The 14320-nt window shown below is 71.3% G+C and carries 10 protein-coding genes; 7 read left to right on the forward strand and 3 right to left on the reverse strand.

Annotated elements, in window-relative coordinates; genetic code table 11:
• The first annotated feature begins 11 nt into the window (after nt 1-11).
• Nucleotides 12-635, forward strand: coding sequence for a dihydrofolate reductase family protein (locus AB0383_RS32720; protein ID WP_366189364.1), 624 nt, complete (start codon nt 12-14; stop codon nt 633-635).
• Nucleotides 636-754: 119 nt separating this feature from the next.
• On the opposite strand, the gene AB0383_RS32725 is transcribed toward AB0383_RS32720, so the two are convergent.
• The 3 genes from AB0383_RS32725 to AB0383_RS32735 all read right to left on the reverse strand — a co-directional run bounded on the left by AB0383_RS32725 (nt 755) and on the right by AB0383_RS32735 (nt 3554).
• Nucleotides 755-1426 carry a fasciclin domain-containing protein gene (locus tag AB0383_RS32725; RefSeq protein ID WP_366189365.1) on the reverse strand — a complete coding sequence of 224 codons (672 nt, stop codon included), beginning with the start codon at nt 1424-1426 and terminating at the stop codon, nt 755-757.
• A 133-nt stretch (nt 1427-1559) separates the two neighbouring features.
• A complete protein-coding gene (locus AB0383_RS32730; RefSeq protein ID WP_366189366.1) occupies nt 1560-3128 on the reverse strand; it encodes a molybdopterin-dependent oxidoreductase in 1569 nt (522 codons plus the stop codon).
• A gap of 165 nt (nt 3129-3293) precedes the next feature.
• Nucleotides 3294-3554 carry a hypothetical protein gene (locus AB0383_RS32735; RefSeq protein ID WP_364184849.1) on the reverse strand — a complete coding sequence of 87 codons (261 nt, stop codon included), beginning with the start codon at nt 3552-3554 and terminating at the stop codon, nt 3294-3296.
• Nucleotides 3555-3679: 125 nt separating this feature from the next.
• Between AB0383_RS32735 and AB0383_RS32740 the strand changes: the two genes are divergently transcribed.
• From AB0383_RS32740 to AB0383_RS32765, 6 genes are read left to right on the forward strand one after another with little or no spacing between them, the layout of a single operon-like run.
• Nucleotides 3680-4528, forward strand: coding sequence for an NTP transferase domain-containing protein (locus AB0383_RS32740; RefSeq protein WP_364184851.1), 849 nt, complete (start codon nt 3680-3682; stop codon nt 4526-4528).
• Nucleotides 4529-4566: 38 nt separating this feature from the next.
• A complete protein-coding gene (locus AB0383_RS32745) occupies nt 4567-6369 on the forward strand; it encodes an aldehyde ferredoxin oxidoreductase C-terminal domain-containing protein (RefSeq protein WP_364184852.1) in 1803 nt (600 codons plus the stop codon).
• A 53-nt stretch (nt 6370-6422) separates the two neighbouring features.
• The gene (gene fdhF, locus AB0383_RS32750) at nt 6423-9377 is read left to right on the forward strand and encodes a formate dehydrogenase subunit alpha (protein ID WP_364184854.1); all 2955 of its coding nucleotides are present in this window, start codon (nt 6423-6425) and stop codon (nt 9375-9377) included.
• Nucleotides 9374-11104 carry an NAD(P)H-dependent oxidoreductase subunit E gene (locus tag AB0383_RS32755; RefSeq protein WP_366189367.1) on the forward strand — a complete coding sequence of 577 codons (1731 nt, stop codon included), beginning with the start codon at nt 9374-9376 and terminating at the stop codon, nt 11102-11104. The genes fdhF and AB0383_RS32755 overlap by 4 nt, the downstream gene beginning before the upstream one ends.
• A complete protein-coding gene (locus AB0383_RS32760) occupies nt 11101-12321 on the forward strand; it encodes a molybdenum cofactor synthesis domain-containing protein (RefSeq protein ID WP_364184858.1) in 1221 nt (406 codons plus the stop codon). Before AB0383_RS32755 ends, AB0383_RS32760 begins: the two co-directional genes overlap by 4 nt.
• Entirely contained in the window at nt 12318-14225 is a 1908-nt protein-coding gene (locus AB0383_RS32765; RefSeq protein ID WP_364184860.1) for a molybdopterin biosynthesis protein, read from the forward strand. The genes AB0383_RS32760 and AB0383_RS32765 overlap by 4 nt, the downstream gene beginning before the upstream one ends.
• The last annotated feature ends 95 nt before the right edge of the window (nt 14226-14320 follow it).

The raw sequence follows: 14320 nt of genomic DNA on the forward strand, positions 1-14320 counted from the left end.
AGGAGTGACTGGTGGGCACGGTGATCATGCACAACGTGGCGTCGCTGGACGGCTTCATCGCCGACGACAAGGACGACGTCGGCCCACTCCACGAGTGGTACTTCAACGGGGACAACCCGATCATCGAACGCGGCGGCCGGCAGGGCGAGCAGGACTTCGACCATTCCGGAGCGGGAAACGCCTTCAAGGTCTCCAGCGCTTCAGCGGACTACGTCCGTTCGATGTGGGAGACGATCGGCGTGATCGTGATGGGCCGCCACCTGTTCGACCTCGTGAACGGCTGGGAGGGCAAGCCGCCCGCGGGCGATCACGTGGTCGTCGTGTCGCACCGGCCCAAGCCCGAGGGCTGGCACCCCGAGGCGTCGTACCACTTCGTCGGCGATGTGGCGGCCGCGATCGACAAGGCCCAGGAGCTCGCCGGCGAGCGGACCGTCGCGGTGAACGCCGGCGACGTGGGCGGCCAGATCCTCGCGGCCGGCCTCGTCGACGAAGTGGCGATGGACGTGGTGCCGGTGGTCTTCGGGTCGGGCAAACGCTACTTCGGCGGCATCGACGGCCAGTACCTGCTGGAGGATCCCCACATCGTCATCCAGGGCGAAGGGGTGCTGCACCTCGGATTCAAGGTGCGCCGCTGACGCGGTCCACTGTGGCCGGCCAAGCGAGGCAAGGGCGTGGAGACCGCAACGAGCCCGGCGTGGCCTGTGGGCAAGCACGCCGGGCTCGTCGTCCGGAGGGTCCGCGTGGAACCTCGGGGTCAGTTCTTGTTGGTGCCCGGGGTGAGGACCTTGTCGATGACGAAGACGGTGGCGTTCTTCGTCGGGATGTTGCCGCAGAGGACCTTGGCGCCGTTGACGGTCATGGTATCGCCGGTGCCTTCGATCTTGAGCGGGCCGCCCGCGGTGTTGAGCGAGGTGACGGAACCCGCGGCCTCGAGACCCTTGGCGTCGTAGCGCTTGCCGACGACGTGGTATTGCAGGATGGGCGCGAGCTGGCCGGGGTTCTGGGCCAGTTCGGTGAACTTCGCGTCGCCGAGGGCGTTGAACGCCGGGTCGGCGGGGGCGAAGACGGTGATGGCCTGCTGGCTGTTGAGGGTGTCGACGAGGTTGGTGGCCTTGACCGCGGCGACCAGCTTGGTCAGCAGCGGGTTGGTCGACGCGGCCGACGCGACCGGCTGCGGGCCCATGGAGTCGAGCGAGCCGGGGGAGTTGCCCTGCGGCAGCTGGGAACACGCCGGGCCGAAGACGTCGGCGTTGGTGGTCATGCCGTTGGCGGCGCCGGAGTCGTTGCTCGACGACATCGGGGCCGACGACGACGGGGCCGGGGTGCTGCCACCGGACGAGCCGCCGTCGGTGCTGCTGCCACAGGCGGCGAGCGCGAGGGCGGCGGAAGCGGTGACGCCGATTGCGGCGATACGAAGGGATTTCACGGTATAACTCCGTTCACAGTGGACAGATGAGTCAGGACCGGCCGCAGTGGGGTCGGCGGGTGTTTCTCATGAGGGATTCGGTGCCGGCCGGGGAAAGGATTGGTGCGGTTGGCAACTCTTTCGAGTGAGCCGGTCAGGTCGCGATGAACGTGGTGGAGTGCCAGCCGGTGGCGCCGTCGGGGACGGTGCCGGCGCGTTCGTCGGTCTGGGTGTAGCCGGTTTTGTCGGTGGCGCGGACGAACACCTGGTGGGTACCGGGTTTCACGGCGATCTGGGTCCACCACATGCGCCAGGTGTTCACGTTGACCTCGGTCGAGAGGGTGGTCCGTTGCCACGGGTTGTTGTCCACTTTGATCTCGACGTTGGCGATGCCGTTGTGCTGCGACCACGCGACACCGGCCAGCCGCACCGCGCCCGCCGGCACGGTGTCGAAGCCCTTCGGGGTGTCGATGCGTGATTCGGTCTTGATCGGTGCCTGCTCGCCCCAGCCGCGTTTGAGCCAGTACGCCTGCCGGGCCTTCCAGGTGGTCACCTCGATGTCCACGACCCACTTGGTCGCCGACACGTAGCCGTAGAGTCCCGGCGTGACCAGCCGTGCGGGAAATCCGTGTTCCAGCGGAAGCGGTTCGCGATTCATCCCGATCGCGAGCATCGCGCCGCGGCCGCGATCCTGGGCCGCTGCCACAGGGGTGCCGGAGGTCCAGCCGTCGACACTCGTGCAGAACAGCTGCTCCGCTCCCGGCCGCACCCCGGCTTCGGCCAGCAGGCCGGCCAGATCGACCCCGATGAAGTCGGACGTCGACACGTAGTCACCACCGACCTCGTTGGACACACAGGTCATGGTGATCGTGCGTTCGACCAGCGGGCGGTTTCGGATGTCGGAGTAGCCGTAGCGCAGTTCACGCTCCACCATGCCGTGGATGCGCAGGCTCCAGTCCTCCGCGCGCAGCTGCGGTACCGACAACGCCGTGTCCACCCGGTAGAACTCGGGGTTGGGCGTCAGGAACGTCGGTGTCCCCAGCTTGGCGAAGTCGGCGTCGGCCGGGATCGCGGGCGCGGATTTCGCGGGCACGAGGGTACCGATCGCCGCCCGGGACGCCGTCGCGTCCCGCGTGCCGCTGACCAGCCGGCCGGCCCCGCCGAGTACCCCGGCCCCGACGAGAGCACCGGCCCCGCCGAGGAGAAAGGACCGCCGCGACGTACCCCCGGACCCCTCGGCCGGCGGGCTCTTGCGGGGCGCGATCCGGTGCAGCAGCAGGAAAACGGCCACGCCCACCACCAGGCTCGCCGCCGGCGCCAGCAGGGCGACGGCGGTCAGGTCCGGCCGCTGGTACACCGCGAACCCGCCGAGCAGCCCGAACAGGGCGACGATGACGACACCCGGCCGGGGCGAACGCAGCGACAGCACCCCGGCGACCGCGGCGGCGGCCACCATCACCGCGGCCATGCCGCCGAGCAGCACGACCTTGTCGTAGGTGCCGAACGTCCGCACCGCGAAGTCCTTCAGCCCCACCGGCGTTAGGTCGATCGCGCCGTTGCCGACGGCCAGGTAGGGCGAGGCGTTGACGCTGATGAACCCGGCGACGAGGTGCCCGGCCGCCAGCGCCGCGAACAGCGCCAGCACGCCGCAGAGCGCCGCGGAGGGGATGCGTAGCCGTGGGGGCGCGGTGCTCGGCGCGGCGGGGGCTTCGGTGGTGGCCATACCGGTCATTCGGCCCCGCGCGGCTTCCGGATGGGCACCTGCTCGGGTGAGTTTCCGATCGGCACCCATACACTGCGGAAGCGGTGGCGAATACCTGGTGACCCGCCTGCCGAGTGCCGACGGCTTACTCGGGCGCGTCGGCCGGGAGGGATCTAACATGGCCGGTCATGCCGGGGCCTTGACGAGGACACCGCCCCCACTATCCACAGTGGAGGAACCGGTGACGCCCGAAGCGCTGCTCACGAAGGTGGCGCTCGACTCCAAACCGGCACCGGTGTCGCGTCCGGTTTCATCTCCCACGGCCGCGCCGTCGTCGGCCAGATCGCCCATGACGTCGCCGTGGTGCGCCGGCGGCGGATCGTGGAAACCGGCACCCGCTCGCGACGGCCGGTGGCGGCGGGAGCGCTGGACCGCCGTGATGCTCACCGTGTGCGGCAGCCGAGGTCGGCCCGCCTGGGCGACTCGTGACTCGACAGCCGGCGTGAGCCGCGTTCGCAGCCGGGCCGTTGTTTACTCGCCACTGTCCGTGACTCGCGGCTATCCTCCGTCAGATGCAGAGCGAGGCGGGTGTGGTCCTGGCGGGAGGGCGTTCATCCCGGATGGGTCGGCCCAAGGCGGGCTTGGAGTGGCACGGCTCGACATTGCTGTACCGGACGTGCGCGGTGCTGGGCCGGGCGATCGACGGCCCGGTGGTGGTCGTCGCGGCGGCCGGGCAGGAGCTGCCCGGTCTGCCGGCCGGGGTCGCGGTGGTCGAGGATCCGGTCGAGGGCCTCGGGCCGATGCAGGGTGTGGCGGCGGGGCTGGCAGCGGTGGCGGAGCGGGCCGAGGTCGCGTTCGTGTGCTCGACGGACCTGCCGTTGCTGCATCCCGCGTGGGTGCGGCGGGTGCTGCGCGGGCTGGCGGAGACGGGCGCGGACATGGTCATGCCGTTCGCTCGGGGATTCCGGCAGCCGCTGGCTGCCGGGTACCGGACGTCGCTGGCCGGGCTGATCACCGGGCTGATCGGAGAGGGGAACCTGCGGCCGGGGATGTTGCTCAAGCACTGCGACGTCATCCAGCTCGACGACACGCAGCTGCTCGACGACCGCAACTTGGCGCGGCTCGATCCGGAGCTGGAGTCGGCGGTCAACGTGAACACGCCGGAGGACTACGCCGAGGTGCGCGGTCGCCCGGCGCCGGAGGTGACGGTCGAGCGGTTCGGGGCGCTGGCGGGCAGGGACGGGCATCGGCCGCGCACGGGCCGGGCGGCGACGCTGGGTGCGGCGGCCGAGCTGGCCGGGCTGGCGCTGGACCGGCACGTGGTCGCCGCGGTGAACGGGGAGCAGGTCACGCGGGATCCGTGGATGCCACTCGTGACGGGCGATTCGGTGGCGTTCCTGTCGGCGGACGCCGGCGGCTGACCGCGCCACAACCGCTCGAACGGGCCTACAGTCAAAGCATGGCGCCGGGAGGCTTTTTCGGACGGGCACTGGTCGTCAACGTCGGCGACGACACGGCGACCGGCGAGACGTGCGAGCTGGACGAGCGGGTGCTGCGCGCGTACCTCGGCGGTGTCGGGCTGGGTACGTGGCTGCTGCACCGGTTCGCGCCGCCGCGGGTGGATCCGCTGGCGCCGGAAGCGCCGTTGGCGTTCGTGTTCTCGTCTCTCGTGGGCACGCCGCTCACCACCAGCGCGAAGTTCGCCGTGGTCGCCAAGTCCCCCTTGACCGGCTTGTTGACCGACGCGCTGGCGTCGAGCCAGTTCGCGATCGCCGGGAAGCTGACCGGGCACGACGCAATTGTCATCCGGGGCCGCGCGGCGCGGTTGTCGGTGCTGCTCGTCGACGGTGCCGGTGCGCGGCTCGAACCGGCGCCGGAGCTGGCCGGGTTGTCCGCGGCCGACGCCGAAACGCGGGCCCGGCAGCGGTTCGGGCGCGGCTGGCGCACGGCGGCGATCGGGCCGGCCGGGGAGCGTCAGGTCCGCTACGCGACGATCAGCCACGACGGCCGCCATGCCGGACGAGGAGGGCTCGGCGCGGTGCTGGGGGCCAAGAACATCAAGGCGGTCCTCGTGCGGTCGGCGACCAAGGTGGCGGTGGCGGACCAGGCCGGGGTGCTGGCCGCGGCGAAGGATCTGCGGCGGCGCAGTTTCGGCCCCGCGACGGCGAAGTACCGGGAACTGGGCACGCTGGCGAACCTGCTGGCGTTCAACGCGGTCAGCACGCTGCCGACCCGCAACTTCACCTCGGCCACGTTCGACGGTGCGCCGAGGCTGGCCGCCGAGGAGCTGCACGAGCTGCGCGGGGTGGCCCGCAACAGCTGCGCGTCCTGCTCGATCGGGTGCGAGCACATCTACTCCCGCAAGGGCGGCGGCAGCCAGCGGATGGAGTACGAGAACGTGTTCGCCCTCGGCCCGCTGTGCGGGGTCTCCGATCCCGACGACGTGTTCGCCGCCAGCGCGAAGTGCGACGAGCTGGGCCTGGACACGATCTCGGCCGGCGGCACCATCGCGTGGGCCATGGAATGCGTCGAGCGCGGCCTGATCGACGAACCGTGGCTGAAGTTCGGCGACGGCGCCGCCCTGCTGCGGGCACTCGACGCGATCGGTACCCGTGAGGAAGGGCTGGGCGAGCTTCTGGCCCAGGGATCCCGGCGCGCGTCCGGGATCGTCGGGCACGACTCGATCGGCTTCGCACCGCAGGTGAAGGGCCTGGAGCTGCCGGGTTACGAGCCCCGCAGCCTGCAGTCGATGGCGCTGGGCCTGGCGGTGAACGCGCGCGGCGCCGACCACAACCGGTCCGGCGCCTACGAAGCCGACCTTTCGGGCGAGGTGAACCGGTTCCGCGGCGGCGCGGCCCACGTCGGCGCGGCGATCGGCACGGAGGACCGGGCCGCGGTGATGGACTCGATGATCCTGTGCAAGTTCCTGCGCGGGGTGTTCGAGGACCCGTTCAGCGAGTGGGCCACGCTGTTGTCCCTGGTCACGGGGTGGCCGGTGGACTCAGCCGAGTTGCGTACCACGGCCGCGCGGATCGTGCGCGCGAAACGGGCGTTCAACCAGCGCGAAGGGGCAACCGCGAAGGACGACACCCTGCCGCCCCGCCTGCTGGAAACGCCGCTGGAACTGCCTTCCGGCCGCTCCGCGACGTTGACCGCTCAGCGGTTGCAGGCCATGGTCGACAGTTATTACGTTGCCCGTGGGCTCGATGAGGAAGGACGGGTGCGCGCGAGCGACTTTCCCGATCTTCTCCTCGACGCCTGACTAACGAGGGTATGTTGTATGCAGCATCCGCTCGCCTGCGACGGAGGTCAGTGATGACGACAGTCGACGAGCCCGCCACGGCGGTGCGCACGGTGACCACGACGATCGACGGCCACTCCGTGACGGTGCCCGAAGGAACCACCATCTACAACGCGGCGCAGCAGGCCGGCGTGGACATTCCCGTGCTGTGCCACAACGAACGCTACGACCCCGTCGGCGTCTGCCGGATGTGTGTGGTCGACACCGGTGGCCGCGTCTTCGCCGCCGCGTGCGTGCGCCCGTGCGAGGACGGCATGGAAGTCAAGACCAGCACGCCCGAGCTCGAACGCAACCGCGCGACGCTGACCGAGCTGCTGCTGTCGGACCAGCCGGATCGCGCCGAGGACCCCAAACAGACCACGACCGGGGACAACCTGTTGCTGGAGCTGGCCGACCGCTTCGACGTCGCCAAGGAAACCACCGACCTGCCCTGCGGATCCGGGCGCGGCACGGACCTGTCCAACCCGGTCATCAGCGTCGACCACGACGCCTGCATCCTCTGCGACCGGTGCGTGCGGGCCTGCGACGACATCCAGGGCAACGACGTGATCGGCCGCTCCGGCAAGGGCTACTCGACGAAGATCGCCTTCGACCTCGACGACCCCATGGGCTCCAGCTCGTGCGTCACCTGCGGTGAGTGCGTCCAGGCCTGCCCGACCGGTGCGCTGACCAACAAGGCGATCAACCTCATCCCGATCCAGCCCCGCGAGCAGCTCGACGCCGTCGACAGCGTCTGCCCCTACTGCGGGGTCGGCTGCGCGCTGACCTACTACGTCGACCGCGACCGTGAGGCGATCTCTTTCGCCGAAGGCCGGGACCAGCCAGGATCGAAGAGCCGGCTGTGCGTGAAGGGCCGCTACGGCTGGGACTACGCCGCCTCACCACAGCGGCTCACCACACCGCTCATCCGCATCGACTCGTCGTACCCGAAGGGCCCGCTGTCCGCGGACGTGCGGGGCGACGCCGAGAACGACCGCGGGCGCGGCGGCGGCGGTGGAAACCGCAGTGGTGGCGGCCGGAGCCAGAAGCGCGGTCGCGACGGCCGGCGCAAGCCGGGCGGGCTCGTCGACTACGACGAGGTCATGCCGCACTTCCGCGAGGCGACCTGGGACGAGGCGCTCGACCTGATCGCGCGGCGGCTGAAGGAGATCCACGCGACCGGCGGGCCGGGCGCGATCGCCGGGTTCGGCTCGGCGAAGTGCTCCAACGAGGAGGCCTACCTCTTCCAGAAGCTGATCCGGGCCGGGTTCGGCACGAACAACGTCGACCACTGCACGCGGCTGTGTCACGCGTCGTCGGTCGCGGCGCTGTTCGAGGGCGTCGGCTCGGGCGCGGTGTCCACAACCTACGGCGACGTGGCCAACGCGGACATCGTGATCATCACCGGGTCCAACCCGACGGCGAACCACCCGGTCGCCAGCTCGTTCTTCAAGCAGGCCCGCCGCCGCGGCACCAAGATCGTGTACGTGGACCCGCGCGCCAGCACGGTGGCCGAGCACGCCGACTACTACTGCCAGGTCAAGCCCGGCACCGACGTCGCGTTCTACAACTCGATCATGTACGAGGTGATCCGCCTCGGCCTGATCGACCGCGAGTTCATCGCCGAGCGGGTGTCCGGCTACGACGAGCTCGCGCGCACGGTCGCCGAGTACCCGCCGGAGCGCGCCGCGCAGATCACCGGCGTGGACGCGGACCTGATCCGCGAGGTCGCCCGCGAGTGGGGCGAGGCGGGCGCGGGCGTCATCTACTGGGGCATGGGCATTTCCCAGCACACCACCGGCACCGACAACGCCCGTTGCCTGATCGCGCTGTGCTCGATCACCGGCAACGTCGGGCGGCCCGGCGCCGGGCTGCACCCGTTGCGCGGCCAGAACAACGTTCAGGGCGCCTCCGACGCGGGCCTGATCCCGATGTTCTACCCGGACTACCAGGGCGTGGACCTCGACGGCACCCGGAAGCGGTTCGAGCAGGCGTGGGGCACGGCGCTGGATCCGAAGCGCGGGCTGACCGTCACCGAGATCATCGGTTCCGTGCTCAAACCCGGTGGCGTGCGCGGGATGTACATGCTCGGGGAGAACCCGTTCCTGTCCGACCCGAACATCAACAAGGTCCGCAAAGCCTTGGCCGCGCTGGACTTCCTGGTCGTGCAGGACATCTTCCTCACCGAGACCGCCGAGTTCGCCGACGTGATCCTGCCCGCGTCGTCCTACCTGGAGAAGGACGGCAGCTACACCAACACCGACCGGCGGGTGCAGCTGGGCCGCAAGGTCATGGACCCGCCCGGGCAGGCGAGGGTCGACTGGGAGATCGTGCAGGACATCGCCCGGCGGATCGGCCTGGACTGGAACTATTCGGCGCCCAGCGAAATCTTCGACGAGATGGTCGCGCTGATGCCGTCGTACAAGAACCTGCGCCACGAAAACCTCGGCCTGTCCGGCAAGCTCTACCCCAACGCCGACCCGGAGCACACCGACGGCACCGTGGTGCTGTTCGACGAGCGGTTCAACACCGACGACGGCCTGGCCCACCTCGTCGCCGCGCACTGGCTGCCCGCCAAGGAACTCCCGGACGCGGAGTACCCGCTGGTGCTCAACACCGGCCGGCTGCTGGAGCACTGGCACACCGGGTCGATGACCCGGCGCTCGTTCGCGCTGGACTCGATCGCCCCGATTCCGGAGGTGTACATGCACCCGAAGGACGCCGCCGACCGCGGCCTGGCCCACGGCGAACGGGCCCGTGTGCGGTCGCGGCGCGGGGTGATCGAGCTGCAGGTGCGGATCTCGCACCGCGAACAGCTCGGGAACTGCTTCATCCCGTTCCACTTCCGGGAGGCGGCGGCGAACCTGCTGACCATCGACGAGATCGACCCGTACGGCAAGATCCCCGAGTTCAAGTTCTGCGCGATCCAGGTCGAGGCACTGGGCGCGGCGCACACGGAATCCGTCACGGCGGCGGGAGTCGCGGAATGACCTTGATTCCCGAGCGGGTACCCGGTGTCGAGGCGCGGGCGGGCAAGTTCCCCGGCCCGTCGCTGATCCCGGCGCTGAACGCGATCCAGGCCCGGCTGGGCTGGCTGCCGCGCGAGGAGCTGGAGGAGCTGGCGCGCGATGTGCGCCGGCCCCTTTACGAGATCGAGGGCTTGATCTCGTTCTACCCGCACTTCCGCACCACGCCGCCGAAAAAGGTGCAGATCAGCGTCTGTCACGACCTGTCGTGCTGGCTGCGCTCGGGCGAGGACCGGATCGCGGAGATCAAGCGGCAGTACGGCGAAGACACCGACGTCGAGCTGGTCGAGGTCTCGTGCCTGGGCCGCTGCGACGCCGCGCCCGCGGTCGCGGTGAACGAGCACCCGGCACCGGTGTCCGAAGTGGACACTTTGGTCACCGCCGCGCGGGTTGGGGGCGTCGGGCACGCGTCGGCGGCGCGGCGCGAGGAACCGTGGCCGAACGACCCGTACCCGGGCGGCTCCGGTGTGGGCGACCGCTATCGCTCGTTGCGCGCGTTGCTGGCCGGTGAGATCAGTGCCGAGTCCGTGGTGGCGACGCTGAAAGACTCCGGGCTGCGCGGCATGGGCGGTGCCGGGTTCCCGACCGGGCAGAAGTGGAGCCTGGTCGCGGGCGCGCAGCCGGGCACCGTGAAGTACGCGATCTGCAACGCCGACGAGTCCGAGCCGGGCACCTTCAAAGACCGGCAGATCCTCGCCGAGCAGCCGCACCTGGTGCTGGAAGGGCTGCTGCTGGGCATGGCGGTGGTCGGCGCCGAGCAGGGCTGGGTGTTCATCCGGCACGAGTACGGCCCCGAGGAACACGTGCTGCGCGAGGAGATCGATGCGCTGCGCGAGGCCGGAGTGATCGGGCCGGACGCCTGCGGCAGCGGGCGCCGGCTGGACCTCGACATCTTCGTTTCCCCGGGCGGCTACATCCTCGGCGAGGAGACGGCGCTGCTCGAGTGCATGGAGGGCCACCGCGGCGAGCCCCGCAACAAGCCCCCGTTCCCGGGCAACTACGGCCTGCACGGCCGCCCGACGCTGATCAACTCGGTGGAGACCTTCGCCGACGTGCCGGTGATTCTGCAGCGGGGCGCGGACTGGTGGCAGGCGCAGGGCATCGGCGAGTCGACGGGCTGGAAGTTCTTCGCCGTTTCCGGGCACGTGACCACCCCGGGCGTCTACTGCGTGCCGATGGGCACCACAGTTCGGGAGCTGATCGACACCGCCGGTGGTGTGCTCGACGGCGCGGCCGTGGGCGCGGTGCAACCGGGTGGGGCGTCGTCCAACTTCATCGGTCCCGACCGGCTCGACCTGCGGCTGGACTTCGCGTCGCTGGCCGAAGCCGGGACGATGCTCGGCTCCGGCGCGCTGGTGGTGCTGGCGGAGGGCACCGACCTGCTGGCCGCGTCGACGAACGTGCTGCGGTTCTTCCGCAACGAGTCGTGCGGCAAGTGCGTGCCCTGCCGAGTCGGGTCCACCAAGGCGCACACGCTGCTGCGCGGCGTGCTCGATTCGGGCGCCGAGCTGGACGACGCCGGGCGAGGGAAGGTCCTGCAGCTGGAAGAGGCCATGCGCAAGACCTCGATCTGCGGGCTCGGCCAGGTCGCGCTCGGGCCCGTGGTCTCCGTGCTGGGCTTGGCCAAGGGCGCCGCCGCGGCCCGTCCACACCCGAAGCCTGAGGGCGCGAAGAACCAGCCGGATCGGTGAGCGGACGCGAGTTCTTCACCACCCGCACCGTCGCCGAGGCCCTCGCGGGGTTCCGCCCTTCGCATCGCACCGCGGTCGAGACGGTCGCGTTGCCGGCGGCACTGCACCGGGTGCCGGCCGGGAACATCCCGTCGCCGCACGCCTTGCCCGGCTTCGTCAAGTCCACAGTGGACGGATTTGCGGTCCGGGCGGCGGACACCTATGGCGCCTCCGACGGCCTGCCGTCCTACCTCGACCTGCTCGGCGCGGTGCGGATGGGTGCGGCGCCCACGGTGTCCGTGCGCCCGGGCGGCTGCGTGGCGATGCCGACCGGCGGGGTGCTGCCCGAGGGGGCGGACGCGGTGGTGATGGTCGAGTTCACCGCCGAAACCATGCCGGGCACGATCGAGGTCACGCGGCCGGTCGCGCCGGGCGGCGGGCTCGTGCGTGCCGACGACGACGTGGCCGCCGGCGGGTCGCTCGTCCCGGGTGGCCGGCCGTTGCGTGCCCCGGATCTGGGCCTGCTGGCCGCCGCCGGCGTGGTGGCCGTGTCGGTGCACGCACGGCCGCGGGTCGTGATCATCTCCACGGGTGACGAAGTGGTTCCGCCGGAGACCTCGTCGCTGAGCGCGGGCCAGGTGCGTGATGCCACGGCGTCCGCGTTGGCCGGCTTGGTGCTCGACGCCGGTGGTGAACCCGTGCTCGGCGGCATCGTGTCGGACGAACCCGGAGCGTTGAAGGACAAGCTGACCTCGGTCCTGCCCGGGGCGGACCTGGTGGTCGTGTCGGCCGGGTCGTCGGTCGGGGCCCGGGACGAGACGGCGGGCGCCGTCGCCGCGGTCGGCGAGGTGTGGTGTCACGGGCTGGCGATCAAGCCGGGGAAGCCCACGCTGCTGGCCGAGTGCGCCGGGGTTCCGGTGATCGGCCTGCCGGGCAACCCGCTGTCCGCGCTGGTGGTGTTCGGGCAGATCGGGATTCCCCTGCTGTGGCGGCTCAGCGGCTGCGAGACCCCGCCCGCCCGGCCGTCGACGCGGGCGCGGCTGTCGCGAGATCTGGCCTCGGCCGCCGGGCGGCTCGACGTGGTGCAGGTGCGCGTGCGTGACGGCGTCGCCGAGCCGCTGTTCGGGCCGTCGGCCCTGCTGTCGGTGCTGACCCGGGCGGACGGGTACGTGGTCATTCCGGAGCCGGCGACCGGGCTGGACGGCGGCCTGGACGTCGATGTCACGCTGTACGCATGAACAGCCCGTTCATCTCCGACGTCCCCGCCGCCCAGGCCCACGACGCCTGGCGGGAGGCGCGGGCCGCCGCGGGGTGCCCGGCCCGGGTCGAGGCGATCCGGGTCCCCGTCGGTGCCGCGGTCGGCCGGGTCACCGCGGAACCGGTGTGGGCGCAACGGTCCTCGCCGGCGTTCGACTCGGCCGGGATGGACGGCATCGCCGTGCGGGCGGCCGACACCGTCGGGGCGTCGGAGACGACGCCGGTGGTCGTGACGGACTTCGAGGTCGTCGACACCGGCGACCCGCTGCCGCCCGGGTACGACGCGGTGGTCATGCGCGAGCACGTCCACCACACGCGCGACGGTGCCGAACTGCGCACGGCGGTCCCGCCGTACCAGCACGTGCGCTCCATCGGCGAGGACATCAGCGCCGCCGAGCTGCTGTTGCCGGAGGGTCACCGGCTGCGCCCGGTCGACGTCGCCGCCAGTGCCGCCGCGGGCGTGACGGTGCTGTCGGTGCGGCGGGCGCCGATCGTGGTGGTCATCCCGACCGGCGACGAGATCCGGCCGATCGGGACCGAGCTGCGGCCGGGTGAGATCGCCGACACCAACTCGGTCATGCTGGCCGCGCAGGCCCGCGAGGCCGGCTGCGACGCGCGGGTCACCGCCATCGTCGCCGACGACCCGGCCGCCATCACCGCCGCCGTGCGCACGGCCGCGCGCGAAGCCGACCTGGTCATGCTCATCGCGGGATCCAGCGCGGGCCGCGACGACTACACCGCCCGCGTGGTCGCCGAGGCCGGAACCGTTGCCGTGCACGGAGTCGCGGTGCGGCCCGGGCATCCCGTGGTGCTCGGGACGGTGACGGGCGAGAAGGGCACGCCGATTCTCGGTGTTCCCGGCTATCCCGTCTCCGCGGCTCTCACCTTCGAAATCTTCGCTGCGCCCCTGCTGGCCGAGCTCGAAGGCGCCGCACCGCGCGAGCGGCCCTCGACGACCGCGCGGCTCGCCCGGAAACTGCCATCGGTGGTCGGGATGGACGACTGGGTGCGCGTGCGCCTGGGCCGCGTGCGCGACCACGTCGTCGCAACCCCGCTCCCGCGCGGCGCCGGTGTGCTCACCTCGCTCGTCCGCGCGGACGGGCTGCTCGTCGTCCCGGCCGGTATCGAAGGACACCACGCCGGCACCGAGGTCCGGGTGGAACTGCTGCGCGGGCTCGCCGAGATCGACCGCACCATCGTCGCGATCGGCTCGCACGACCTCGTCCTCGACCTCGCGGCCTCGGCGTTGCGCGCCAACGACCCGCTGGTGACGCTCGCTTCCTCCAACGTCGGCTCGCTCGGCGGCCTGGTCGCCCTGCGCGACGGGCTCTGCCACCTCGCCGGTTCACACCTGCTCGACCCGGCCACCGGCGAGTACACCCTGCCCTACGTGGAGCGGTTGCTCGGCGAGGACGCCGCGGTGATCCGGCTCGTCCACCGCGACCAAGGCCTTCTCGTGGCGCGCGGAAACCCGCTGGGCCTCAAGGACATCGACGACCTCACGCGTCCCGGCGTGCGCTACGTCAACCGCCAGCGCGGCGCCGGCACCCGCGCCCTGCTCGACCACGAACTGGGCCGCCGCGGCATCGATCCCGCCGTCATCCCCGGTTATGCCCGGGAGGAACACACGCACCTCGCCGTCGCCGCCGCGGTCTCCGCCGGCCGCGCCGACACCGGGCTGGGCATCCTCGCCGCGGCCCGCGCCTTCGGCCTCGACTTCGTGCCTGTCGCGCAGGAACCCTACGACCTCGTGATGCGCGCCGCGGACGTGTCGCACGACCTGCTGGCTCCCCTGTGGACACTGCTCGCGGACCCGGGCTTCCGAACACGCGTCGAGAAGCTCGGCGGCTACTCCTGCGCCCAGACCGGCGAACGCATCCGCTGACTCAGGCGGTTCCGTTCTCCGGCTCTTTGTGCCGGGGCTTCGCAAGGGTTCTCGTCGCGCAGGGGCAGCGCCGGGAAGTTGTTGGCGGACGAATC

It is taken from the genome of Amycolatopsis sp. NPDC051373 (assembly GCF_040689465.1).
GTDB lineage: Bacteria > Actinomycetota > Actinomycetes > Mycobacteriales > Pseudonocardiaceae > Amycolatopsis.